This is a genomic window from Pedobacter sp. UYEF25, assembly GCF_054061655.1.
Window position 1 is genome coordinate 149,259 of sequence record NZ_JBSSEL010000009.1, and the last position, 25,396, is coordinate 174,654.

General features: G+C 38.2%; 20 protein-coding genes and 2 tRNA genes. 10 read left to right on the forward strand and 12 right to left on the reverse strand.

Going from position 1 to position 25,396, the window contains the following annotated elements:
* Nucleotides 1-36: 36 nt before the first annotated feature.
* Entirely contained in the window at nt 37-702 is a 666-nt protein-coding gene (locus ACVWYG_RS10590; RefSeq protein WP_457270191.1) for a tetratricopeptide repeat protein, read from the forward strand.
* A 75-nt stretch (nt 703-777) separates the two neighbouring features.
* Here the strand turns inward: ACVWYG_RS10590 and pth are convergent, their stop codons facing one another.
* From pth to ACVWYG_RS10605, 3 genes are all read right to left on the reverse strand, one after another.
* Nucleotides 778-1,338, reverse strand: a complete 561-nt coding sequence (gene pth, locus ACVWYG_RS10595) for an aminoacyl-tRNA hydrolase (RefSeq protein ID WP_457270192.1) — start codon at nt 1,336-1,338, stop codon at nt 778-780.
* Between the two features lie 184 nt (nt 1,339-1,522).
* Nucleotides 1,523-2,110, reverse strand: a complete 588-nt coding sequence (locus tag ACVWYG_RS10600; protein WP_457270193.1) for a 50S ribosomal protein L25/general stress protein Ctc — start codon at nt 2,108-2,110, stop codon at nt 1,523-1,525.
* A 158-nt stretch (nt 2,111-2,268) separates the two neighbouring features.
* On the reverse strand, nt 2,269-3,210 hold the full coding sequence (locus tag ACVWYG_RS10605; RefSeq protein WP_457270194.1) for a ribose-phosphate pyrophosphokinase: 942 nt from the start codon (nt 3,208-3,210) through the stop codon (nt 2,269-2,271).
* A gap of 514 nt (nt 3,211-3,724) precedes the next feature.
* Here ACVWYG_RS10605 and ACVWYG_RS10610 point away from each other — a divergent pair.
* Nucleotides 3,725-6,769, forward strand: a complete 3,045-nt coding sequence (locus tag ACVWYG_RS10610; protein WP_457270195.1) for a glycosyltransferase family 117 protein — start codon at nt 3,725-3,727, stop codon at nt 6,767-6,769.
* 392 nt (nt 6,770-7,161) lie between these two features.
* Here ACVWYG_RS10610 and ACVWYG_RS10615 read toward each other — a convergent pair whose 3' ends face one another.
* The gene (locus tag ACVWYG_RS10615) at nt 7,162-8,358 is read right to left on the reverse strand and encodes a sugar transferase (protein WP_457270196.1); all 1,197 of its coding nucleotides are present in this window, start codon (nt 8,356-8,358) and stop codon (nt 7,162-7,164) included.
* Nucleotides 8,355-8,768, reverse strand: coding sequence for a response regulator transcription factor (locus tag ACVWYG_RS10620; RefSeq protein ID WP_457270197.1), 414 nt, complete (start codon nt 8,766-8,768; stop codon nt 8,355-8,357). Before ACVWYG_RS10620 ends, ACVWYG_RS10615 begins: the two co-directional genes overlap by 4 nt.
* A gap of 391 nt (nt 8,769-9,159) precedes the next feature.
* Here ACVWYG_RS10620 and ACVWYG_RS10625 point away from each other — a divergent pair, with 391 nt between their 5' ends.
* On the forward strand, nt 9,160-12,570 hold the full coding sequence (locus ACVWYG_RS10625) for a PAS domain S-box protein (protein WP_457270198.1): 3,411 nt from the start codon (nt 9,160-9,162) through the stop codon (nt 12,568-12,570).
* A 239-nt stretch (nt 12,571-12,809) separates the two neighbouring features.
* Here the strand turns inward: ACVWYG_RS10625 and der are convergent, their stop codons facing one another.
* Together der and era are read right to left on the reverse strand one after the other, a co-directional pair.
* Nucleotides 12,810-14,111 carry a ribosome biogenesis GTPase Der gene (gene der, locus ACVWYG_RS10630; RefSeq protein ID WP_457270199.1) on the reverse strand — a complete coding sequence of 434 codons (1,302 nt, stop codon included), beginning with the start codon at nt 14,109-14,111 and terminating at the stop codon, nt 12,810-12,812.
* Nucleotides 14,112-14,226: 115 nt separating this feature from the next.
* A complete protein-coding gene (gene era, locus ACVWYG_RS10635) occupies nt 14,227-15,129 on the reverse strand; it encodes a GTPase Era (protein ID WP_457270200.1) in 903 nt (300 codons plus the stop codon).
* A gap of 164 nt (nt 15,130-15,293) precedes the next feature.
* On the opposite strand from era, the gene ACVWYG_RS10640 reads away from it, so the two are divergent.
* A tRNA-Met gene (locus tag ACVWYG_RS10640) sits at nt 15,294-15,366 on the forward strand.
* A gap of 69 nt (nt 15,367-15,435) precedes the next feature.
* Nucleotides 15,436-15,507 (forward strand) — tRNA-Glu (locus ACVWYG_RS10645).
* 523 nt (nt 15,508-16,030) lie between these two features.
* Here the strand turns inward: ACVWYG_RS10645 and ACVWYG_RS10650 are convergent.
* The 4 genes from ACVWYG_RS10650 to ACVWYG_RS10665 form a co-directional block, all read right to left on the reverse strand.
* Complete coding sequence (locus tag ACVWYG_RS10650; RefSeq protein WP_457270201.1) at nt 16,031-16,234, reverse strand: N-6 DNA methylase; 204 nt, start codon at nt 16,232-16,234, stop codon at nt 16,031-16,033.
* A gap of 175 nt (nt 16,235-16,409) precedes the next feature.
* Nucleotides 16,410-17,306, reverse strand: a complete 897-nt coding sequence (locus ACVWYG_RS10655) for an NmrA family NAD(P)-binding protein (protein ID WP_457270202.1) — start codon at nt 17,304-17,306, stop codon at nt 16,410-16,412.
* A 13-nt stretch (nt 17,307-17,319) separates the two neighbouring features.
* A complete protein-coding gene (locus ACVWYG_RS10660) occupies nt 17,320-18,249 on the reverse strand; it encodes an alpha/beta fold hydrolase (protein ID WP_457270203.1) in 930 nt (309 codons plus the stop codon).
* Between the two features lie 76 nt (nt 18,250-18,325).
* Nucleotides 18,326-18,889, reverse strand: a complete 564-nt coding sequence (locus ACVWYG_RS10665; RefSeq protein WP_457270204.1) for a Crp/Fnr family transcriptional regulator — start codon at nt 18,887-18,889, stop codon at nt 18,326-18,328.
* A gap of 306 nt (nt 18,890-19,195) precedes the next feature.
* Here ACVWYG_RS10665 and ACVWYG_RS10670 point away from each other — a divergent pair, with 306 nt between their 5' ends.
* The 5 genes from ACVWYG_RS10670 to ACVWYG_RS10690 all read left to right on the forward strand — a co-directional run bounded on the left by ACVWYG_RS10670 (nt 19,196) and on the right by ACVWYG_RS10690 (nt 23,665).
* The gene (locus ACVWYG_RS10670) at nt 19,196-19,471 is read left to right on the forward strand and encodes a recombinase family protein (RefSeq protein ID WP_457270205.1); all 276 of its coding nucleotides are present in this window, start codon (nt 19,196-19,198) and stop codon (nt 19,469-19,471) included.
* A 534-nt stretch (nt 19,472-20,005) separates the two neighbouring features.
* On the forward strand, nt 20,006-22,771 hold the full coding sequence (locus ACVWYG_RS10675; protein ID WP_457270206.1) for a TonB-dependent receptor: 2,766 nt from the start codon (nt 20,006-20,008) through the stop codon (nt 22,769-22,771).
* A 2-nt stretch (nt 22,772-22,773) separates the two neighbouring features.
* Complete coding sequence (locus tag ACVWYG_RS10680; RefSeq protein ID WP_457270207.1) at nt 22,774-23,031, forward strand: PDDEXK nuclease domain-containing protein; 258 nt, start codon at nt 22,774-22,776, stop codon at nt 23,029-23,031.
* Nucleotides 22,991-23,146 carry a PDDEXK nuclease domain-containing protein gene (locus ACVWYG_RS10685; RefSeq protein WP_457270208.1) on the forward strand — a complete coding sequence of 52 codons (156 nt, stop codon included), beginning with the start codon at nt 22,991-22,993 and terminating at the stop codon, nt 23,144-23,146. Before ACVWYG_RS10680 ends, ACVWYG_RS10685 begins: the two co-directional genes overlap by 41 nt.
* A gap of 255 nt (nt 23,147-23,401) precedes the next feature.
* Nucleotides 23,402-23,665, forward strand: coding sequence for a hypothetical protein (locus tag ACVWYG_RS10690; protein ID WP_457270209.1), 264 nt, complete (start codon nt 23,402-23,404; stop codon nt 23,663-23,665).
* 205 nt (nt 23,666-23,870) lie between these two features.
* On the opposite strand, the gene ACVWYG_RS10695 is transcribed toward ACVWYG_RS10690, so the two are convergent.
* On the reverse strand, nt 23,871-24,638 hold the full coding sequence (locus ACVWYG_RS10695; protein ID WP_457270210.1) for a DUF4595 domain-containing protein: 768 nt from the start codon (nt 24,636-24,638) through the stop codon (nt 23,871-23,873).
* Nucleotides 24,639-25,396: the final 758 nt, after the last annotated feature.

The following is a 25,396-nucleotide window of genomic DNA, read 5'->3' on the forward strand; positions in this document are numbered from 1 at the left end:
CGTATTTTTGCACTCTCAAATTTTTTTAAAACCAATATGTCTAATCCAATTAATAGAACATCTCCTACACAAAGAAAAACGTCTTTTCTAGAAGAGAATAGTAAAAGTTTATTATTTATTGCCGGTGCTGTCGTATTGCTAGTAGTCGTTTACATCTGGTACCAAGGGGTATATTTAAAAGGCCGTGCTAAAGAAGCATCTGCAAAAATGTACAAGGCCGAGCAATATATTGGCATCGATTCTTTATCGAACAAAGCCATTAAAGGTGAGGGCGGTTATCCAGGACTTGAAAAAATTGCTGCAGATTACGACAATACAAAGTCGGCTAATTTGGCCAATCTATACATGGGTGGTATTTATCTTCGTAAAGGTCAATACAAGCAAGCAGTGGATGCATTGAGCAAATATAGCGCTACAGGAAGTCCGGTCGCAGATCCATTGGCTTTAGGTCTTTTGGGCGACGCATATAGTGAGCTGAAGGATTATAAACAAGCTGAAACTTTTTACACAAAAGCTGCCGAGAAGGCGAGCAAATTTACTTCTCCGATGTTTTTGAAGAAATTGGCATTGGTGCAAGAAAATCAAAAAGATTTTAAGTCTGCAGTTGATTCTTATAAAAAGATTAAAACCCAGTATCCAGAAAGTGCTGAGGCACAATTGATAGACGGTTATCTTGCTAGAGCACAGGCACAAGCAAAATAAAAATATTAGATAGTCATTTATGGAAGCTCCCAATCATCTTGGGAGCTTTTTTTTTAAGCATCGTTTTGCATTTAATTATTTGTTAAACTCTGTCATGGTTTGCGATGGTCCGATGGTAATAAAACTTTTAATCAAGGCCACGCTTCTTGTAGTTAAGATGGGCAATTCCTTTTGCTCCTTTTTATCAAATGCCCCCAGTACATAATCCACCTGTCTGCCTTTCGGAAAATCACTCCCAATACCAAACCGCAACCGGGCATAATTCTGTCCGCCACAAACTTCTTCGATACTTTTTAAACCGTTATGTCCGGCGCTGCTCCCCTGCAATTTTAACCGTAATTTTCCAAATGGCAGTGCCAAATCATCAACCAATACCAACACATTTTCAGGCAGAATTGAAAATTCCTTCATCCAATAGTTAACCGCCTTTCCGCTCAAGTTCATAAACGTTGTAGGTTTAATCACATGCAGTTTTCTCGTTTTAAAATTTACTTCAGCATAATAAGCCAACCGACCTATTTCCAGCTTTCCGCCTAAGTTATTCACCAGTTCATCGGCAATATCAAAACCGATGTTGTGCCTCGTATGGGCATATTCAGGGCCAATATTTCCTAAACCGACAATAAGATATTTCATGCTAACAAAGATATGAAAAAGACCAAATACTAATGCTGAGATCCTGACTAAGCTTTAAGTAAAGCGACAATTAACCCGCTTAAAAAACAAACAGAAAAACGACAACAAAAAGAGTTAAAACGGAAAAGAACGACAGGGGAAAAACCTGTCGTTCTTTAAAAATTTGAGTGATACTTAAAACCGTCTATTTCTTAACTGTTTTAGAAGCTTCAGTTTCAGCTTGCTTTAATGCTCTCGATAAGCTTACAGAAGTAATGGTATCTTCTGCAGTGTTTATAACTGAAAACTTTTCTGTCTTCACATCTCTAACGCGAATAATACCGCCAACTTCTAGTTTCGAAATACTTACGTCTACACTTTGTGGCATGTCGGATGGCAATGCTTTCACTCGCAACTTACGAAGTTTTTGAACCATTTTTCCACCCACTTTTACACCAGGAGAAGTACCAGTTAATTTAACCGGGATTTCCATAACGATTTCCTTATCGTCAAACAATTGAAGAAAATCGATATGCAACAATACATCTGTTAAAGGATGGAATTGGGCATCTTTTACAATAGCCTTAGTTTTTTTACCGTCTAAATCAATTTCAACAAAATTTGCTTCTGCAGTATAAATCACGTCTTTTAAATCAGTGATCAATACCGAAAAGTGATGTTGCTCTTTACCTCCGTACAATACCGCTGGAGCTTTACCTTCGTAGCGAAGCCCTTTGGCGTCGCGTTTCCCTACGTTCTCTCTTGGAGAACCGCTAATTGCGATTGTTTTCATGTTTTTTTTGTTTTTACTTATTTATTGTTTCGCAGTTCCTATATGGTATTTAGTAAAGCTAAACCCTTTCAGTTCTACACATTTATATTCTCTTTATTTCAACTCGGTTTTATCATGGCAGTAAGCAGAAAAGTCCACCAACAACTATGCATCACCTTTTACACTTTAAACAACTCGCTTATGCTGCCGTGTTCATTTACATTGGTAATTGCTCGAGCAAATAAATCTGAAGTGCTCAAGACCTTTATCTTCTCACTTTTTTCCCTTAGAGGGATGGTATCTGTAACAATTAGCTCGGCCAACACAGAATTTTCTATGGTTTGTACTGCATTGCCTGATAATACTGCATGCGTACAAACGGCTCTAACACTTGCTGCACCACTTTCCATAATCAGTGCAGCGGCTTTAGATAAAGTGCCAGCGGTATCGCAAATGTCATCCATTAGCACCACATCCTGACCGGTAACATCTCCAATGATCGACATGGATTCTATTTCATTCGCTCTTTTTCTACGTTTATCGCAGATGATCACTTCCGCATTAAAAAACTTCGCGAAAGTACGAGCACGATAAGATCCGCCCATATCTGGCGATGCAATGGTGAGGTTTGCAAGGTTTAGTCCTTTAATATATGGAACAAAAATAACCGAAGCATCTAGATGATCTACCGGGATATCAAAAAAACCTTGTATCTGTGCAGCATGTAAATCCATAGTCATGATGCGATGAATTCCGGCCGATTTTAACAAATTAGCAACCAATTTGGCGCCGATTGCTACCCGTGGCTTATCTTTTCTATCTTGTCTCGCCAAACCATAATAAGGTACCACAGCTGTTATGTAATGGGCAGAGGCACGTTTAGCCGCATCGATCATGAGCAAAAGCTCCATTAAATTATCAGTAGGTTGGCACGTAGACTGAATTAAAAACACATCGCAGCCACGAATAGATTCATCGAAAGACGGTTGAAACTCTCCATCGCTAAACCGATGAATGGTGACCTCGCCCAACTGTTTACCGTAATTACCGGCTATCTTCTCTGCTAAATCCCGCGAACCTGTTCCTGAAAAAAGCTTCACATTGTTAAACTGCAATGGCATGATCCGTGTAGTTAACTGTTTTTAAAAAAAATCGGACCATGCTTTGTTAAACATGATCCGAGCCTAAACTTGTGTTGTCCGACCTGGATTCGAACCAAGACAAACAGTACCAAAAACTGTCGTACTACCCTTATACTATCGGACAAAAATCAATCGATAAAGCACTCATCGAAAGAGAATGCAAATGTAGGCACCATATTTTAAATTTGCAATAGTGTTCTTAAAAAAAATGCTGTTTTATCTGCTTTTAGAAAAAATAAGAAAATCTATCTTAAAAAACGAATTCCATGCAACTTCGTCTTTCCTTTGACGTCAATATGGGTACATCAACAAAAAGTGAAAGACGCTACCTAAATCTTGCCAAAATTTGTTTTATGAATTTTACGTGTAGAAATGGGTTAAAGGGTTAATATTGTTAAAACAATCTGCCGAAACCCTATTTTTATCGACATTATTGGTTAATTTCGGCAGCATTTTCAAAGGCAAAATTTAATTTACAGTTACCAGATAGACAATGAATTACAAAAAAGTTAATAATAGTATAGGATGGGTATGCTTCGGAATTGCTACCCTAACTTATGTGCTTACCTTAGAACCGTCGTCTAGTTTTTGGGACTGCGGAGAATTTGTAGCATCTGCATTTAAAATGCAGGTTGTGCATCAACCAGGTGCTCCACTCTTCCTGATGATCCAAAGATTTTTCTCACTTTTTGCCTTCGGCGATGTGATGAATATTGCCTATTGGATGAATGTTGGGTCTGCGGTATGTAGTGGCGCTTGCATCTTATTTCTTTTTTGGACAATTACTGCCCTAGCCAAGAAAACTTTAGTTAAGGTAGGAGAAGAAGTTTCAAAATCTCAGCTGATTGGCATTATGGGTGCCGGGGCAGTTGGTGCATTGGCTTATACTTTCTCAGATAGTTTTTGGTTTTCTGCTGTAGAATCCGAGGTCTATGCACAATCATCTCTATTTACCGCCATCGTTTTTTGGGGAATTTTAAAGTGGGACGCACACGCCGATGAACCAAAAGGAGACAGATGGTTGTTATTTATTGCCTATATGATGGGTCTTTCCATTGGCGTACACTTACTCAACTTGCTTACCATACCTGCCATGGCCATGGTTTATTATTTTAAAAGAACAGAAAAAACTACTACCACGGGCATTTTTAAGGCACTTTTTTTAGGAATTTTAATCTTAGGAGTTATTCAATATGGGATTATTCAATATGTAGTTTCTCTCGGCGCATACTTCGATTTGTTTTTTGTAAATACCTTGGGCCTCGGTTTTGGAAGCGGCGTCTTATTCTTTGCAGTTATTCTAATAACCGCATTTGTACTTGCCATAAGCTATTCAATCAAACATCAGAAAAAAATCTTAAACCTTGGTTTAATGGCTACGGTGCTTATCATTTTTGGCTATGCCTCTTTTGCTATGATCGTAATTAGAGCCAAGGCTGAGCCTAATCTAAACAATAGCGATCCAGAGAATGCTTTTTCATTTTTAAGCTACTTAAACCGTGAGCAATATGGAGATAGACCACTTCTATTCGGTCCCAACTATAATTCTGAAAAAGCCGGCGTAAGTGAAGGTAAAAATATTTACCGCAAAGGGGATAAAAACTATGTTATCGCAGGTCAGAAAACAGACTATCAGTATAGCAATACAACGCTCTTGCCGCGCATGTACAGCGATGACCCAAACCATGCCGCTTTCTATAAAGAGTGGATGAACTTGGACGACAGTGTGAAACCTGGCTTTATAGATAATTTGGGCTTTTTGGCGAGTTATCAGGTGGGCTATATGTATATGCGTTATTTTATGTGGAATTTTGTTGGTAGACAAAATGATGAACAAGGGCAAGGCAGTGGTTTTGAGGGATCTTGGCTTAGCGGCATCAAACCACTTGACGCCATGCGTTTGGGCAACCAGAGTCATTTGCCACCCTCTACTGTAGATAGCAATGCGTATAACCGTTTCTTCTTTTTACCCCTTATTCTTGGGCTTTTAGGCGCTATCTGGCACTTCAAACGCAACCAGAAAGATGCTGGTGTAGTGGCTTTACTTTTCTTTTTTACAGGATTGGCAATTGTGCTATACCTTAATCAAAAACCTTTAGAACCTCGAGAGCGAGATTATGCTTATGTGGGCTCATTTTATGCATTTGCAATCTGGATTGGGCTCGGGGTGCTGGCCATTCGAGAATGGCTTTTCGAAAAACTTACTCCTATTACTGGAGCTATAGCGGCAACAGTAGTAGGTTTGTTGGTTGCGCCAACCATTATGGGCGAACAGGGCTGGGACGATCACGATAGATCTACTAAAATGGTAACCCATGATATCGCCTATGATTATCTACAATCCTGCGCGCCAAACGCCATTCTGTTCACCTATGGCGATAATGATACTTATCCACTTTGGTACATTCAAGAAGTGGAAAATGTGCGCCCAGATGTGCGGGTAGTAAATTTGAGTCTGTTTGATACCGATTGGTACATCGACGGGATGAAGCAAAAACAAAATGACTCCGAACCGCTTCCTATTTCTATGACAAAAGCACAGTACGTACAAGGTATAAGAGATGTGATGCCCTTTGATGATTATAAAATTCAAGGAAGTATAGAACTTAAAAAGATCGTAGACTTATTGCTGTCAGACAATGCGAGCGACAAAGTTGCGATGCAAGACAATAGTCAGAGCAACTTTTTACCGACCAAAAACTTCAAACTAACCATAAATAAAGCACAAGTGCTAAGCACTGGTACCGTTCCGGCAGCAGATTCTGCGAAAATTGCCCCAGAAATGGATTGGAAATTCAACAAGAACTATGTAACCAAAGGAACATTGGCGATGCTTGATATTTTGGCGCACAACAATTGGAAGCGTCCTATCTATTTTGCCTCTACAGTGCCTTCAGAACAATTTAATGGCTTAGATAAATATTTGTACACAGAGGGATTGACTCAGCGTTTGCTGCCTTTAAAAGCTGATACAACCTCCAAAGAAACCGAAAAGCCAGATCAGCTGAATACACCGATTATGTACAATAATGTGATGAACAAATTTAAGTGGGGAAAAATGAAAACTGCCACCTACCTAGATCCGCAATCATCAGACGATACCTTTATATTTACGAATATATTTAGCAGCTTGACTTCCAGCCTAATCAACGAAGGGAAAACTGACAGCGCTAAGAAAGTGGTAGAGAAATTCTATGAGGTAATGCCCCAGCGCTTCTTTGGCATTCGGACCGTAATGCTTAAATATTACTTTGTAGAAAACCTTTATAAACTGGGTGAGACAGCGCGGGCGAATGATATTTTGGTTAAATCGGGCGATTATGTAAACAAGGAACTCATCTATTTAGCAGACATATCGGATTCTAAAGGACAGCTTACGGGAGCGCAAAATGTGCGTACAGGACTATACTTTTTAGGTAGGATGAGTGAAGCAGCTAAAGCAAATAATCAACTTAAGATTGCCACCCAGCTGGACAATATTTCAAAAGGACTGGAAAACCGCTTTACCATTTACATGGGACAAGCACCTAACCAATAGAATACCTAACTAATAAAATTAAGAAACAAACAAAAGCCCTCCAAAAATTTGTAGGGCTTTTTTGTTGCGCATTATTACCGCAAGCTGCTTAAGAACTAAATGCCACCGGCAACAGTTAAGGTGCAGCATTTTCTGCAAAGCAAAGACAGCGCTTAACTTTCACAGGATTTGGTTAAAACGTTTATCCCTTGGATAATCTGTTAACGTCACACTAATTAAAATGCATTTGAAATGAAGTAACAAAAGCAGAATGCTCGACAAACCTGAAAGGGACTATCTTAGCTTGTTTCGAAGTGGATGCATTGATGAAGCAGCTTATCCAAATACAAGAAGAATATTTGGTTTTATGGGCAATTAAGCGAGACAGAAAATTACAGAAGGAAAGCGTTATCTTAAACGCTTTCCTTCTGTAGCAATGCTGGTATCGTTTTAAGGATTAAGCGCAAATCGTTTACAAAACTCTGATTTTTCGCATAGGTATTATCCAACTCCAAGCGCTCGTCCTCGCTCATATCTCCTTTCCCACGTTTCTCTACCTGCCAAAGACCAGTAATGCCAGATGGTGCAGCGAAGCGAAGCACGTATTTATCGGTAGTTAATTTTTCTGCCTCATACAATGGTAAAGGTCTATTTCCTACAATACTCATGTCTCCAATTAATACATTCCAAAGCTGTGGAAGCTCGTCGATACTTGTATTGCGTATAAAATTACCCACTTTGGTGATTCGGGGATCGTTCTTGATTTTAAAAAAAGCAGATCCTGCGGTATTAGATCTATGATCAAGAAAGTTCTTTTCACACCATTGAACTTTATCGGCATACATCGGAAACTTGCACACCCCTCCAATCGCGCATTCTGCGCAAAGTCCCTGAGGTTCTGAAATTGTCGCCTTCTCACCAGCATCTATATTGTATTGATTTAGGTGTTTCAAATCCTTAATGCGTTGATCTGCATCAACAAACATAGACCTAAACTTATAAAACTTAAACACCTTAAACCCTGTTCCAGCTCTTAAAGAATAATAAAATACCGGTCCTTTAGATTCTAATTTGACCAATATATAAATCACCAAAAACAATGGCGAAAAAGCCAACAACGCAAGCCCGGCAAAAAAAATATCGAACACCCGTTTTGCAACACCAGTGCTTTTTACTGCAGGAACCTCTGCCTTAATACTACTTTTAAGGCCATCCCAGTTGTCAACTAAAAAATTAATTCTTTTTTCTAATTTTTCGGTGGCGAGCGGAAACCTAAACACATCAGCAATCCCTGCGTCTAAGGCCAATTTACGCAAATTTGGATTGAAATAATTTGCCAAGAGAAAAAACGGGACACGGGGCGTGTCTTTATTTGTTAACGTCTCAATTAGTGCCAAACCACCGGGCGCCATAATTTCACTTTGTGAAACAATAGAAACAATATCCAGTCCTTGTTCGAGCCAAGCTGTCGTCATTTTCATGCCGTTCTCAAAGTTCACTAGCACACGGTCTCCAAAATCGCAAGAGGCAAATTTTTCGAAGTTCGTCGTATCAAATGAAATTAGCGCAATGATTGGTCGCTTATTATCGCCTAAAAATTCCTCGTTCATGACCTCGCAGCAGTAAATTTGCCCATTCGTCTTAGCACTACTCTAATTCTTGCTTGTAATTCTGCGGGATTAAACGGTTTCACCACATAATCATCAGCGCCAGCATCTAAACATTTTATTCTCTTCTCTGAACTTTCTTCTCCAGACAGGATAATAATAGGGATAGAGTTAAAGAAATCGCTGCTTTTTACTTGTTCAATTAACTGCAAACCACCCAACTTCGGTGTATTCAAATCCGCAATTATTAAATCTGGCATATTTCCGTTTTGAAGATGAGCAAGCCCATCCATGCCATCTGCAACAATTTTTGTGAGGTATTGGCTTCCTAAAATCTCTTCTAAAATGGCTTGCATAAAGATGTCATCTTCTACAACGAGAATACTTCTTGGTCTGTTATCGGATAAATTCATTTTTGGGACTATTAATTTATACTTTCATTGCTTAGAGAAACCTCACTTACCTTAAATTCCAACACCAAATCTTGTTTACGAAATTTACCTCTAAACAGATTACCGTTCATAAATTTAACCATAGTATATCTTCTCTCAAGAAATTCTACAATTATACGAAAAAGCAATAATTAAAATGCAATACACCTCGAGTTACTCACAAAACACGTACGAATTCACTTGATTTTATGCAAAATTACTTAAAAGTAGCATTTAAAAAATTCTATATTTGTCGGTATTAAAATGCCTAAATTTATCATTTTATAAGTTGATTCTGTTGGAGTTATCAGAATTTCTTATTTAATGGAAACTACAGCCGCTTTACCTTCGTAGCTTATTATTGAAAATGAAAATGTCTCAAATATCTTTCAGTAAGAAACAGTTGAATGACCTGTTCCCCTATTTTATCGTCTTTGATAATAATTTATCCATTTCGGATTGTTCGGTAGCGCTTAATGCGCTTCTGGGCGACTGTGTTGATAAACCTTTAAGCGAATACTTTTCGGTTGAGACACCCCAAGAGGCCACGCTCGATTATACGCGATTTTTAGCACTGGAAGGTCGGCGCTTAACGCTAAGCGTTAAAAATCATGACCATGAGTTCATCGTTGGCAAAATACAAATAATATCAGAAGACCTATTGCTTTTTGCTGGCGATAAAACCGAAGCACTTTTGGGCGATAAAAGTGCTGGAAAAAACCAAGAAGAACGTTTACATACGCTTTCGCAAATTGTAGAAAATAATATTCATAGTGTTACCATAACCGATTTACAAGACAACATTAAATGGATAAATAAGAGTTTCTCTGCACTTACACAGTTCTCTTTTGAAGAGGCGCTTGGGAAAAAGCCTGAAGATTTATTAAAAGGCGAAAATACGAGTGCAAAAACATTAAGCTATCTAAACGAACAGGTTGCGAGCAGCAAGCCTTTTAGCAGTGAACTGATTAACTATAAAAAAGACGGAACCCCATATTGGGGAAGAATTACCGGACAGACTATTAGCGATAACAATGGCAATACGACTGGATTTTTCTCCATTATAGAAGACATTACCCTCCAAAAACAAATAGAAGAAAAATCGGCACTGGCGGAGGGAGAATTTAGAAATGCGCTAGAAAAGATTAGCCATTTCTGGGAACTTGATTTTACTACCGGACTAACAACATTTTCTAAAAGCGACAAAGAATTTTGGGGTTTTGAAGGAGAAGAATTAACAAATAATTCAGTTGATTGGTGGGAAAAGATACACAAGGATGATTTAGGAAAACTTCAGGATAATATAAAGAGCTATGAGCTTGGATTGATAGATTCTCATAACGAAAAATATAGATTTATTACCAATAGCGGAGAAGTTAAATGGGTTTTGGAGCAAGGAGTGATTGTAAAGCGAAGCCCTGAAGGGTTACCGTTAAAATTAATTGGCACGCACACAGACATTACTAGCATTAAAGAAACTGAAGAGTCTTTGGAACGCGCACTAAATCAATTTAAATCCCTTTCCGAACATTTGCCTATTGTACTTTATGAGTATGAATATCGTGTAGACGGATCTGATGGAATGCGCTACATAAGTCCGGCGATAGAGCGTGTATTTGGACTAAAACCACATGAATTTTGGAATAAAAAGAGTATTTCAGATTACGATCAGCGGAGAATAGATAGAAAACAGCAATATAGCCGTAGAACATTAAAGCCGTTTTATGATGAATGCCAAATTACTACACCGAGCAAAGGTGAGCGTTGGTACGCCATAAGTTCCGTCTATTCCTATACCACGCCTCATCAGGCTATTGTGTTTAGCGGTTTTATGGTAGACATTACAGAGCGAAAAGCCATAGAGGATTCCATCCGTATAAATGAAGAAAAATATAGGAATATCTTGGCGAGCATGAAATTAGGAATGCTTGAAGTTGATGGCGCAGGCATTATTACCTATGTAAACAAAAGCTTCTGCTATATGAGCGGGTATAAAGAAAATGAGTTGCTTGGCAGTAAATCAGATGAAATGTTTTCTAACGCTTCGCAAAATGTATTAGAGACCAAAGCAAATGGTGTCCTTCCTGCTTACGAACTGGAAGCTTTAAATAAAAACCAAGAGCAAAAATGGTGGATGGTGAGTAGTGCCCCAAGGTATAACGAAAAATTTGAGCAAACTGGCAGTGTTGGCATCTATTTAGACATTACAGACAATAAAGCACAGGAAAAAGACCTTGTTGAGGCACGAAATGATGCGGAACGGTTGGCACAGGCAAAAGATACTTTTTTGGCCAATATGAGCCATGAAATGCGTACCCCTATGCATGCCATTATGAGTATGACCAGCCAACTGGAAAAAACCAATCTAGATTCCAGCCAAAATTTTTATTTAGAAACCATTCGCAAGGCGTCAAAGGGTTTATTGGTATTAATAAACGACGTGTTAGATTTGGCAAAAATCGACGCCGGAAAGTTAAACCTAGAATATATTTCTTTTGATTTAATGGCAGAATTGTTAGATGCCATTAAAGTGGTTACACATAAGGCCGAATTAAAAGGCCTCACCTTAAACCAACATTTTGTACGAGATAAAGTTGCTCCAATTCTTTCTGGCAGTCCTGATAGGCTTAAACAAATTATTATTAATTTGCTTACCAACGCCATTAAGTTTACCGAGAAAGGCTCTGTGAACATAAGCTGCGAAGTGTTAGAAGACAAACCAGATGCTCAACTCATTGAAATAGCAATTCAAGACACAGGCATTGGTATGGACAAAAGTTATGTGGCGCGTATTTTTGATAAATTTAGCCAAGAGCACGAATCTGTGAGCAGAAAATATGGCGGAACTGGTTTAGGCATGAGTATTAGCAAAAGTTTAATAGAACAAATGGGCGGCACCATTTCCGTGAACAGTGAGAAAGGCGTGGGAACAAAGGTTGTTCTAAACATAGAATTTAAAAAGGGGTCTGAAAAAGATATGCCAGAAAGTAAAGTGATCACCTTTAGTGAAGATTTCTTAGATGGCAAAAAAATCTTAATTACCGATGACAACGATCTTAATAGACTAGTCGCATCTATTTTACTCCTAAATTATGGCGCAACGGTTATTGTAGCTGAGAACGGGGAAGATGCCTTGGAAATGGTTAGCAAAAATGATTTTGATCTAATTCTTATGGATGTGCAGATGCCGGTATTGAATGGATACGAAACCACTAGAATTCTGCGCGCCCAAGGTTACACGTTACCCATTATTGCACTTACCGCTTCTGCAGTGGAAGGCGAGCGAGAGCGTTGCTTGGCAGAGGGCATGAATGATTACGTTACCAAACCTATTGAAGAACAATCGTTTTTGCAGAACATAGACAAATGGTTGAACAAATCAGACGCAAAGCATTCAATTACAACAGCAGAAGAAATGAAAGAAGAAAAAGATGAAAATCCTTTATACACCTTAGATTCTTTGGTGGAGATAAGCAAGGGCAGAGAGGATTTTGTACTTAAAATGGTCGATCTTTTTTGTACGCAGATGCCAATTATGGTACAAGAAATGAAAATTGCCTTTCTAAGCAACGACTTGTTAGAGATGGGGTCTGTGGCACATAAATTAAAATCAAATATTGACCATCTGAAGATTTTTAAAATACAGCGTGTAATTAGAAATATAGAAGAACTTGGAAATGAGCAAATAAATGATCCGTCCTTAGTGCAATCCATAGCGTTGATAGAGAACACTATAAATGAGACTGTTGGCTCACTAAAATCTAAATATAAAGTTGCTTATTAAACGAGTTTTAGAATAAACTAGCTGAAAAACACGACGTCTTTAGCGCCATTCATAGGGCTCTTTTTAAATTTAAAGCACCTTTTAAATTACGCTAAAATCCATTTCAAAGCGCTTCTGTATCCTCCCCAATTTGCCAAGTAGTACGGTCAGGCAAACGTTTAAGACTTTAGCCAGTTTATATTAAAAATATGCCCGCTATAAAAATCAGTTTAAGAAAGGTGCTCTTCTAAATTTCGTGCTTATTTCTGTCTGAAAAAGATTTGGATCGGTGTACCAGAAAAGTTAAAATTTTCTCTTAGTTTATTCTCTATAAACCGTTTATATGGATCTTTAATGTATTGAGGCAAATTACAAAAAAAGGCAAACATGGGCGAGGTTGCATTTATCTGCGTAATGTATTTTATTTTAATGTGCTTTCCTTTTAACGCAGGTGGTGGAAAATTCTCGATGATCGGAAGCATCACATCATTTAATTTAGACGTTGGCACCTTCTTTTTCCTATTCTCGTAAACGGCAAGTGCTTCCTCAATCGCCTTAAAAATTCTTTGCTTGTTTAGCACCGAAGTAAAAACAATGGGCACATCCGTAAAGGGTTTAATGCGTTCGTGAATTGCTTCTTCAAAGGCTTTCATGGATTGGGTGTTTTTTTCAACCAAATCCCATTTATTTACTAAAATTACAATCCCTTTCTTATTTTTTTCGGCAAGGTGAAAAATATTAATGTCTTGGCTTTCGATGCCCTCTGTCGCATCAATCATTAACACCACTACGTCTGCTTCTTCTAACGCTTTGATGGTCCGCATTACTGAATAAAACTCTATATTTTCCCTTACTTTAGTTTTTTTACGAAGTCCTGCAGTATCTATAAGCATAAACTCATGTCCAAACTGATTGTAATGGATCTTTATCGAATCGCGGGTAGTGCCAGCTATCGGTGTAACAATATTTCGTTCTTTGCCGATTAACGCATTAATTAAAGAAGACTTCCCTACATTTGGTCTTCCAGCGATCGTAATCTTAGGGAGCGAATTTTCTTCTTCCGGTTCATCTTCAAAGTTTTTGATAACATCATCTAACAGTTCTCCTGTTCCCGAACCTGTCATCGATGATAAGGGATAGATTTCACCCAAGCCAAAACCATAAAAGGTATGAATTTCAGAATGTAACGCGGTGTTATCTACTTTATTAGCAACTACAAAAATCGGCTTGTCGCTTTTTCTAAGAACGCTTACAATGTCGTCATCCAAATCGGTAACTCCTGTAGTTACATCGACCATAAAAATAATTACGCTTGCCTCTTCTATCGCAATCATAACCTGCTCTCGGATGGCAGCTTCGTAAATATCGTCTGGATTTGCTACATAGCCGCCGGTATCTATTACTGTAAATTGTTTATCAGTCCACTCCCCTACTCCATAATGCCTGTCGCGTGTTACGCCACTAACATCGTCTACAATTGCCTTTCGGCTTTCTGTTAGACGATTAAAAAGGGTGCTTTTGCCAACATTTGGCCTTCCCACAATGGCTATTATATTACTCATGTTTTCTGAAATTGAATGAAATTTTCGTTTGGATTGAAATCTTTAACCCAAACTATAAGGACAATAAACTGCGTATTTTTCTTCTTCATCTAAAAATAACGCGACAAAAATACGCTTAATTATCGTAACCGAAGCTTTTTAGATAATTCTTCTTACTGCGCCAGTCGGGTATTACCTTCACAAAAAGCTCTAAAAACACTCGATTTCCAAGTAACTTTTCTATCTCCAACCTTGCTTCTGTCCCAACCTTTTTTAACATGTTGCCAGCAGTGCCGATTAGAATATTTTTCTGAGAATCTCGTTCAACGATGATTTCCGCAGTAATTCTAATGAGTAAATCTCCGTCCTTACCAGATCTTAATGCTTCTTCTTTGAAAGATTTCACAATCACCTCTGTACTGTAAGGAATTTCTTTTTGATAATTTAAAAAAATCTTCTCTCTCACAATTTCCGAAACGAAAAACCGCTCCGATCTGTCTGTATAATCTTCTTTATTGTAATAGGCAGGATGTTCAGGCAGCATAGACAAAATCTTGTCCAACAAACCATCTACGTTATGTTTATGGAGCGCAGAAATGGCATAAATGGCTACAGGATGCAGCACTTCTTCCCAATAGGAAATTTTCTCCGCAACTTTCTCTTGAAGTGCATTGTCTATCTTGTTAATTAATACAATGGTTGGAATGTCTTTGTTCTTAATTTTTTCAATTGCGTCCTCCTCATCGTGTGTTTCATTTACGTCGGTAACGAATAAAAGCACGTCGGCATCGGTTAAAGAACCGTTCACAAAGCTCATCATACTCTCCTGCAAACCATACTTTGGCTTGATAATTCCAGGTGTATCGGAAAAAACGATCTGATAATCGTCATCATTTACAATGCCTAAAATACGGTGTCTAGTGGTTTGAGCTTTAGGTGTAATGATGCTAAGTCGCTCTCCTACAAGAACATTTGTTAATGTAGACTTTCCTACATTAGGCTTTCCCACGATACTTACAAAGCCTGCTTTATGTGCCATTAAAATTTTTTTTAAAATAAATTTGCACCGCAAAGAAACGAATTATATCTTTGCATTCCAATTCGGAAGAGGCATTAAGGATTTAAAGCCAATAAAAATTGGAATTGCTACCTAGGTAGCCTGCTTGGAGTAATGATTTGAGCAGAATGATTTTTAAAATATATTGCGGGGTGGAGCAGTTGGTAGCTCGTCGGGCTCATAACCCGAAGGTCGCACGTTCGAGTCGTGTCCCCGCTACTAGTTTTGATTTTAGGCTTAAGATTAAAAAATCTTAGGCCTAAATTTTAAAATTACACATGTAAAATTGGCCCGTTCGTCTAGGGGTGAGGACGCCAGATTTTCATTCTGGAAACAGGGGTTCGATTCCCCTACGGGCTACGATAGCAATAATTAAACCATTAACTTTAAGCTAGTTAATGGTTTTCTTGTTTATAATCGGACAGATATCGTACACTATTTCTCGCTCAATGCTTTCTATTTTTGATCTGTAACATTTATCATTTAATTCATGTTAAGTCGAATTTATTATTATGTTTCTATCAACATGCTTACCCACGCTTCCCTTTTGAACAGCGCACTTAGGGTAAGCTTTTTTTGTCCTAAATGTCCAAAATGTTATTTGTTAAACCACCCACGAAATCCTTTCGCGAAACGATTTAAGGCTTTGTCCGAGTAGTACCCCAATATAGATCTAAATGCAATGGGGTTTCCAACTAATTGGGAGGAAGAAATATTATGGCGCTAAGCACAAGTTGAAAATGCGCCTCTGCTCGAATCTCACTACTTCAACTGCATAATAATCGGCCTAAAATTTTAGATTCCGGCTTCCAAATTTTCTAGAATATCATTTGCCAAACCATCAGGATCGGGTAAGTTATCTAAATCCGCTAAAGATTTATCTTTAATCCAACTTATATCTAATACCGAAAGGTGGATTAGCCAATACATAATCGTATTTAACTCCGCTGTCTGCAATCAAAGCATCATTTGGCGAAATTGCTGAACCTGCATCAATGTCTCCAATGTTATGGAGGAATAAATTCATCAACGCCCAACAACGCGTCCCTGCAACAATCTCATTCCCATAAAAGGTATTGTATTTCAAAAACTGCTCTTGTTTTTATCTAAATCTCTATTTTCTACCAACCAATCGTAAGCTACCAAAAAGAAACCACCTGTACCACAAACAGGATCTGCAAAGGTTTTGCACCAACAATTTAAATGACGCCAATCTATGGGAATATCTTCTCATTTAAATTTGAAAAGACATTGTGTAATATCTACTTAACAAATGACTTTAAAAACGCTAAACTTGATGTCCAAGTCAAACTGTCATACCGTTCGTTAGCCAATTGCAGATGATGTGTTGTAAACATCGAATACATATACTGTCCTTGCTGCCATTTTGCATACAACTCATTTTCTCCTGCGGGGTTGTCGGCTCTTTGTTTCTTTATGGATTTGGCAAAGTCTTCCAGGCTTGACAACTGAAATGTCCTGAATTCTTGTCCCGTTGCTTCCTTTACATCGTTCCAAATCATCTCAGGACTAACTTGAAAACTTGCAATCTGTAAATTCCGCGGGGCATCGTTATCAAGAGCAACCTCAGCTGTAAAAGCGGCGGTATTGTCCATGGTAGTGAAATCTAATTTCCATTCTTTGTTATCACCAAAGTAAGCAATGCTCTTATCTTTCAAGTTTAAAACCGGTGTATTGTACTTTAGGATATCTGCAAAGGCACCGTTGAAAATAGACGATGCTTTTATTGGAGTGCGATCCAGATAGGCTTTAAATTCTCGTCTAAGATCAAAATTTCTATTTTCTCCAGGCACTAAATCATTGTAGTCTGTGCAAAAGTCTGATGGTATAAACCTTGCAACGCCTGCTTGAGTGGCGCCATCCAAAATTCTTTTTTGTAAATCAATAATTACTTCCTTCAAACCTGCCAGTGCTGAGACGACGCAATCCATATTTGCAGCTACTTTTGCAATATCCTCTACGCTATTAAGATCTACTTCCAAAATATTGACGCCCATTTTAACTAGTACTTCTATTTTCTCAGGGTCAGTAGAGGGTCGGACCATAGCGCTTACTAATGCTTCTCGCCTTACTAATTCCCTACAAATCCTATTTCCTAAATTACCTGTAGCACCGGCTACTAATATTGATTTTCCCATTTTTTTATTCTATCTATTTTAATAAGAATTTAACAACTGCATCAATTATTTGTTCGGGTTGTTCCTCATACAGATAATGTCCGCTATCTAAAATCCCTATTACCTCCACATCCTTTATTGTATATGGCAAACCCACTTTCATGAAGTTATAACTCACATAGCTGGCAATTCCTAAAACAGGCATTGTCAGTTGGTGGTAGTTTTTTGAATCTTCTATATCCTGGGTAAATGTTTGGTACCAGGCATTTGAAGCCCTGATACTCTCCGTTTGGTTATAAGCCGAAGCATACACTGCTCTATCAAAAGAAGACATCTTAGTATCGTCAATCATTACGTAGTTGAAGAGCCAATCTAGTAGGTAATGGAACCGTCCCTCCAATATTTTTTCTGGCAACGCCTTTACCTGGTTAAAACCCATCCACCATGCATAAGGCATGTTAGCATCCATTTTTTCTTCAAATGTACCAGCAGCAGGCATCAAAGACATTTGCATCATTCCTTCATTAGGGTGAGATCCATCTAATACGATTAACTTTTGAGTGTACTCAGGGTAGTTGTAGGCAAAACTCATGGCCACCATTCCGCCTATGTCATGACCCATGATATGCACTTTGCTTAACCCGAGCAGCTTTACAAGTTCAACAACATCAGTTGCCATCGTTTTTTTATCGTAGCCTGAATCAGGTTTTTCCGAAGTTCCCATACCTCGTATATCCACAATGATTACCCGGAATATTTTTGCGAGTTCCATTGCAACCGGATGATAGGAATACCAAGTTTGTGGCCATCCCGGAAGGCAAATCAGAGGGGTACCACTTCCACCTGATACATAGTGTAATTTCACTCCGTTTACGGTAGGATAGTGATTGGTAAATCCAAGAAATTTTTTTATTAATTCATCGTCAGCGTATACATTCTGCGACTTAATTGAGTTCTCATTCATAAGGTGCTTTGTTTTGATAGCTCAAAGATAAATGGTCTATCAAAGCGTAAATCTACCAAGTGGTAGATAATGATTTCTACCTCACATTCTTCCTGATTCGGCTTAAAGCATTAGGTGTAATTCCAAGAACTGCAGCTAACTGTTTTACTGGAATCTTTTGGATCATTTCAGGGTTATTCATGAAGTTGAGATACCTTTCTTCGGCTGACAGCGTTTGGAAATTAAGGATCTGATCTATCATCCGAACAGCTATTTCTTCGAATATTTTTCGTCCAAACTTTTCCCATACGGCTATATGACCGTATAAAAAGTCCATATCCTTTTTATCTATTACAATAAGTTCTGAATCTTCAATGGTTTCAATATTAAAACGAGATGGCTTTTGTGGGTTGAGACTAGAAATCTCAGTAAAGAACTCATTTTTAAAGCTCACCCAAGTCGTATTTTCCTGACCGTTCGCATCATAAAAAAAACGGATCCCACCTGATATTATGAAGAAGTATTGGTTGGCAATTTGTCCTTTTCGCAGGATCAGTTTTCCTTTAGGAATTTGCCTTTTGCTACAGCGGGAAAGTACAAGTTGTAAATCGAAATCGTCTATTCCGACGATTGTTTTTATGAATTTAATAAATTCTTCCATTGTGATAAATATAACGAAACAAAATATTTAATTCTTATTAAGAATTTTTAGTGCCAACCATTTGAATGTTAAACAATCATTTATTCTATTTAACATAATTACAATGTATACGCCTCCATTTTCTCGCTATACCACCGTTTACTGGGATTTCGAACGTTGGTCTGGTCAAAATAAACTAAATATTGTCGCCCTTTAGTGTCTCCAAAATACGTCTCACTAAACTATGGTTCTATATTTACATATATACGTTTTATGAACCTTGGATATGCAAGGGTAAGCACCCAGGACTAGAACTTAGCTCTGCAGGTGGATGCCCTAAATAAAGCTGGTTGCGAAGTTATATTTAAAGAGAAAATGTCGGGTAAATCTAAGGAACGACCCGAGCTGGTCAAATTATTTGATAAGCTTAGAAAGGGTGATACCGTTGCGGTCTGGAAACTTGACAGACTTGGCCGATCGTTGAGGGATCTTATTGATCTGGTGGCCAAAATCCGGCAGCTAGAAGTTAGCTTTCTAAGTATTCAGGATTCGATCGATACAAAAACGGCAACGGGAAGGTTTACTTTCAATATTTTTGCCTGATTGGCAGAATTCTAAAGAGAAATCGTTTCCGAACGAACCAAAGCGGGTTTACTTTCAGCTAGAGCAAGTGGACGGATAGGTGGGCGGCCATCAGCCTATTCTAAATAAATACTTGCTAAAATTAAGGCCGTAAAGGTTTTGTATGAAAAGAATAATAGAGCATCTGGGCTAGAGATTGCAAATGGTTTGAATATTGGTCGTGCCACCTGTTATCGCTATTTAAGGGTTGCTGAGGCATTGAAAGCCTCTGACGGAAAAATAAAAACGCAAAGCAAATGACATATTTATCTGAATAACTATTTTATCTAAGCACTATCTTAAAAGTAAAACACCCGTTAGAAAGTTGTAACGTGGAACAAGCGAAACTGATTGTCAAAATATGCGCCGTGACGAAAGGATGTTCAACGAACTCATGTTTAGCTATGGGAATGCCTCATGCAGATGTAAAATGAAATAATCAAGAAGTTTTGATTGACTCATTAATATTTGTTGTTGTTTTTTTCTTTAATTTTAATTAATCAAATCCCTGATAGTATGAGGCGCTCTTCTGCAATTTTCATAGCTGTAATTGCGGCTATTTTTCTAGCCTTTATTCCCAGAGATGATAGCCCCATAGAGAAAATAATCTCCTCTCTAGAAAACTGGACGCAGACTAATCCGCAGGAAAAAGTATATCTGCACACTGATAAGCCATATTATCTCGTCGGAGATACGATATGGTTTAAAGCCTATGTAACGATAGGAAATAAACATCAACTTTCGGCATTGAGTGGCGCAATATATATCGACCTAATTAATGAAGAAGATTCAGTAGCACAGACGCTTAAACTACCATTAACTGCCGGGATGGCAAAGGGAGATTTTGTGCTCAATGATAGCACAAGTAGAGAAGGCAATTATAGGATCAGGGCATACACACAATGGATGCGCAATGCGGGTCCAGATTACTTTTATGACCAAACATTCAGCATTGGAAATTCTGTAGTCAATACGGTATTTGCCAATATAAGTTATGTTTATTCAGAAAGTAACGACAATACAAAGATTAAAGCGCTTCTAAAGTTTACAGATGAAAAAGACAACCCATATGTAGATAAAATGCTCACATATAATCTAAAGGAGGATTATAAAATAATCACTTCGGGAGCAGGTAAAACAAATGCAGCCGGTGAAATTAGCATCAACCTTCCTATTTCTAAATCTGACACTACGCAAAATACTTACCTACTAACAAAATTTAGTCCGAGCAAAGGCATCACAGTGCCAAAAACATTTCCCATAAAGCCAACAATTAAGCAACCCGACATACAATTTTTTCCTGAAGGCGGATACCTTGTAAATAATGTTAAAAGTAAGATAGCATTTAAAGCCATTGGTCCCGATGGTCTTGGCATTATATTACACGGAACAATAGTTGACAACGAACAAAATGAAATTGCCAAGATAGAAAGCAATCATTTGGGGATGGGTTATTTTAGTATTATCCCAGAAGCAGGAAAGACCTATAGTGCCAGAATCCATAATTCCCTTGATTCTGAAAGGACATTAAAATTACCGGAGGTAAAGACAGAGGGATACGTACTTTCAGTTTATAACAGTTTAGAGACTATTGATAAGCGCTTACAAGCTGACTCTGTTTTGGTTAGGATCAATACAAACCCGACAACCTTAGAAAAGGGTGCCCAGCAATTAAGCCTTATCGCCCAATCTGGTGGAACTGTATATGGAGCAGCGAATATAAAGGTCACTAAAACTATGACCTCAATATACCTACCCGTTAAAGACGTTCCATCGGGTATATTGCAGTTTACACTTTTTTCTTCCTCTGGTTCTCCTCTTAATGAGCGCATAGTCTTTATACAGAACAATGACCAGTTACAACTAAAACTAGTCGAAACGGAAAAACAGACCCATCATCCACGAGACAAAGTTGTTCTCCAACTTGAGGCGAAAGATGCCAGCGGAAAACCAGCTGTTGGGAACTTCTCAATATCCGTAATCAGTGAAGATGCAGTGCCAACAGATGAGGTTAATGAGCGATCAATCTTTTCGCAATTGCTCCTTAATGCTGACATTAAAGGTTATATTGAAAAACCGAATTACTATTTTCAACATCCCTCTCAAACTACTAAAAGTGATCTGGACATTTTAATGTTGACACAGGGATACAGGAGATTTCTTTGGAATCAAGTCCTGGATCCCAAACCAACAAAACCTACTTACAAAGCCGAAAAACTGTTTAACGACATCACAGGAACTCTTACCACCTTAAACAATAAACCCGTAATAAATGGCAAAGTTACCCTTATAAATAACAAGCACGGTTTGCTCCTGGACACAGTAACAGATAAAAATGGCAGTTACAAGTTTGGAAATCTGATGATCTTAAATGACATGCAATTTAGTTTGCAGGGAAGAAATGAAAAACATAGTAAGCGTGTGACTATTGCGGTGGACAATATTACCAAACCAGAGGTAGCTCCTAACCGGAATATTGGCGACATAAATTTAGACATTCCAAAGCTTGTGAAAATATCGATGGATAATGGAAGAAAGCAAGAGCAACAGCTTGAAAAACACGGAATTTTGAGTCGCACCCAACAGTTACGAGAAGTTAATATAAGAGCAAGCAAACCTTGGACCTTTGGTAACGAGATTAACGAGAGCCAGGCTGATGAAGTTTTCCGTCCTGACAGTAGAATGCCCTGTACTACGTTGATGGAATGTATAGAAGAAATGAAAGCTTCCAGAGTCCGGTTTGCAATTACAACAGATGAAGAATGTGGCACTATATGGGTGCCAATGTACCAAAAAGAAAGGTACGGTGTAATCATTGACAATATGTCTGTTGCTGCATGTGATTATCAATCCTTTTTCTCGGGTAGCTCATCTGACATCGAAAAAATATACTTTTCACATGAAAGTGCAGCAATAAGTGCCAAATTGATGACTGGAGTAATAGGAACAGAGAATGGTGGACGTGCCGTTATGGCTATCTATACAAAAAGTGGAAATTTCCGCAAAGCGCAAGATCCATCAATGATAACATACGCACCAAAAGGATACGATTCTGTTAAAGAATTTTATCTGCCAAAATATGATAGACCGGAAAAAGGTAACATTGCAGCTGATCTAAGAACTACGATTTATTGGAACCCATCTGTTATCACTCAACGCGAAGGCAAAGCTGAAACCAGCTTTTTCAATTCAGACCAAACAGGTAATTATCGGGTTGTGTTAGAAGGGATAAGTTCAGACGGCCAAATCGGTAGAGCAACCTACAAGTATAGTGTGAATTAACCATGGAAATCAATTTTCCAACAAGCAGTTCGACAATTACGGAAATCCACCAACGGAGATGCTCAGATAATAAACATCCCGCGTATGAACTGTCAGAACTTGCGCAGCAGAGCCTAAAAGATCCTTATGTTTTTGATTTTCTCACAATGACAAAGCCATTTCAAGAAAGGGGTGTAGAGCAGCAATTGATCTCACATATTACCAAATTCCTTTTAGAGCTTGGAAAAGGTTTGCATTTGTTGGTCAGCAGTACCATTTAGAAGTTGGGAAACGGATTATTATTTAAATCTGCTTTTTTTTCACATTAGCCTAAAATGTTATGTTTTGATCGAGTTGAAAAACACCAAGTTTATCCCTGAATTTCCAAGAACTTAGCAAATAATTTCCTATTTTTAAGCTGTTAGTCGCATTTTACATGTCCAAAAAAAGATTATTTGGTTTCCTATCTCTTTTATTTCAGCTATTTCTTTTCTGCTTTGGCCCGAATTCAAAAGCACAGTCACTCGAACAACAAAAACGCAATTTAACTGCCTTCAATTAGCTTTATGGTTATGTCCAATACTTTCATCCTTCTGACGAAGCTGCCGAGCCGGACTGGTATGCCTTTTCAGTATATGGAGTCAAAAAAAAATGCTGAAAGTGAAAAATGACCAAGAGTTGGTCTCTGAACTTAACAAAATCATCCGGACAATCGCTCCAAGTGTAGTTGTTTACAAAGGTACGGGGAATGGAAAACTTAATGTTGATGACATTACCCCAGCTCATCCACAAACATATGACGTTGTATATTGGCAGCATACTGGTCTGCATCTAAAATGGTACGATCAAGAAATATATCAGAATGTAGGTCTGAACAGACCTGTTGCCCCTTACAAAGCAAGAAATAGAAAATAAATCAAATGAACTGACAAGGCCCATAACCAGTCTGCAAGGGAAAGAATTCAGGATTCTTTAAGACGTAAAATCTTCTTCGCTCGAAGCACGAAATCATTTCTAAATTGAACCCCTAATCTCCTTCGTTAATTTTTTAATTCAATTAAAATGCACCTAATATTTCTATCGACATCTTGTAAACCAAGACCACAAGTTTAGAGATTGGTTATTTACAATTATAGACTAACTCTGTGGTAGAGGTGGCCATTGTTCCTGGTTGATAAGCAATCCGCTTCACAATCTTGCCGTCAGCATCCTTAACATAACTATATAAGTTTTTGTTAGCCTGTAAAGAAGTTGAGCTTATCACCAAATTGATTGAGCTTTTTCCAAAATAACCACTTAAATAAGTAATGTCAAAGTCGCCATAGTCTGTAAAGTTGGATGGCAACGAAATTCCTTTGACAATTTCGTCGCTTGATTTCTCTTCTCCATAAGTTAAGGTTGTCGTTACCCCACTTGATTCTATGATTTGGGTAAGATTTCCGTTGCTCCAATTACAGGTAATGGTATTGGTACCATTAGAAGTCTTTTGATTTGCTTGCGCCAAATGCCCTTCATTGTCGTATGTAAAAGTTGTTACTTCTCCATTTGTCGCTTTCATAGAAACTACCCTTCCACTACCATCGAGGGTATATTCGCTCGAGCCGGTGATTTTCTCTGAGCCGGAAGGATATTCAAAATGTGTAAGAATCCCAGTCGCAGTATAGCTAAACGTCTCAAAATTATCTGACGTCTTAGAACCTTTGTCAATCCTTGTGAGTTTTCCGTCAGCATTATAAGTCAAATAAGCCGGTTCAGAGCCGGAGTTAGTAATCTCCGCCACGCTACAAGCTTCAACTTTTGGTAGATTTATAGACTGATCGATAGCTTTTCTGCAAGATGCAACACTGAGTAACACAAAGGCCGAAAGTATAAGTTTTGATTTATTCATATTGACACGTTTAACATTTTCCGCTGATTTAAAAGTTATATGGCTGTAGACTTAGTCTGCAACTAACATACCACGATTCCAATTCGGCTAAAAATAAGTGGGTAATGTACTTGATCCACCAGAAAACTATGTAGCGCTTTGTCAAGATAAAGCCAGCTTAAATAGTTTAATATCTATTCCAATCCTTAGTTTCTAAAGATAAGAAAAAAATCAAAAATCTGACTACAGAGCTAGCAATCCTACTTTTTTATCGTGAAATAGACCATTTGTCAACCTCACCTTTGGGTGTAACTTTGTGTTAAGCATGTAACCGAAGCCCTCTAAACCAGAGGCGGATTAACTAAAGTTGCAACAAAATCCCCACCTCTTTTTGGTGACATCAATATAAAACTTAGATATTTTTGCTTTACAGGACGGATATGAAGTACTGCGGAACTCACCCTCAACACATGCAGTATATAGTCTTGGAAGAAAAACGAAGAAAACGAGGCTTAAATGTCTTTTGCGCAATATCGTGATTTGTGGTAGCTGCCTGCTTTTTCACGGTTTGATATTGGAAGGTTGCTTGTTTGATCTGGAACCAACACAATGGAAACTCAAAAGCCATGACCGGTTTAAATTACTATTATTAACATGTATTGATGCAATAGCAATAATCAGGGGTGGATATTCTTGAGTATACTGACCCCCCAGTATTGCTTATTAGTTCGCTAAAAAAACAAAGTCCTACAGAAGGGTTTTGCTGACATTCCGGCGGA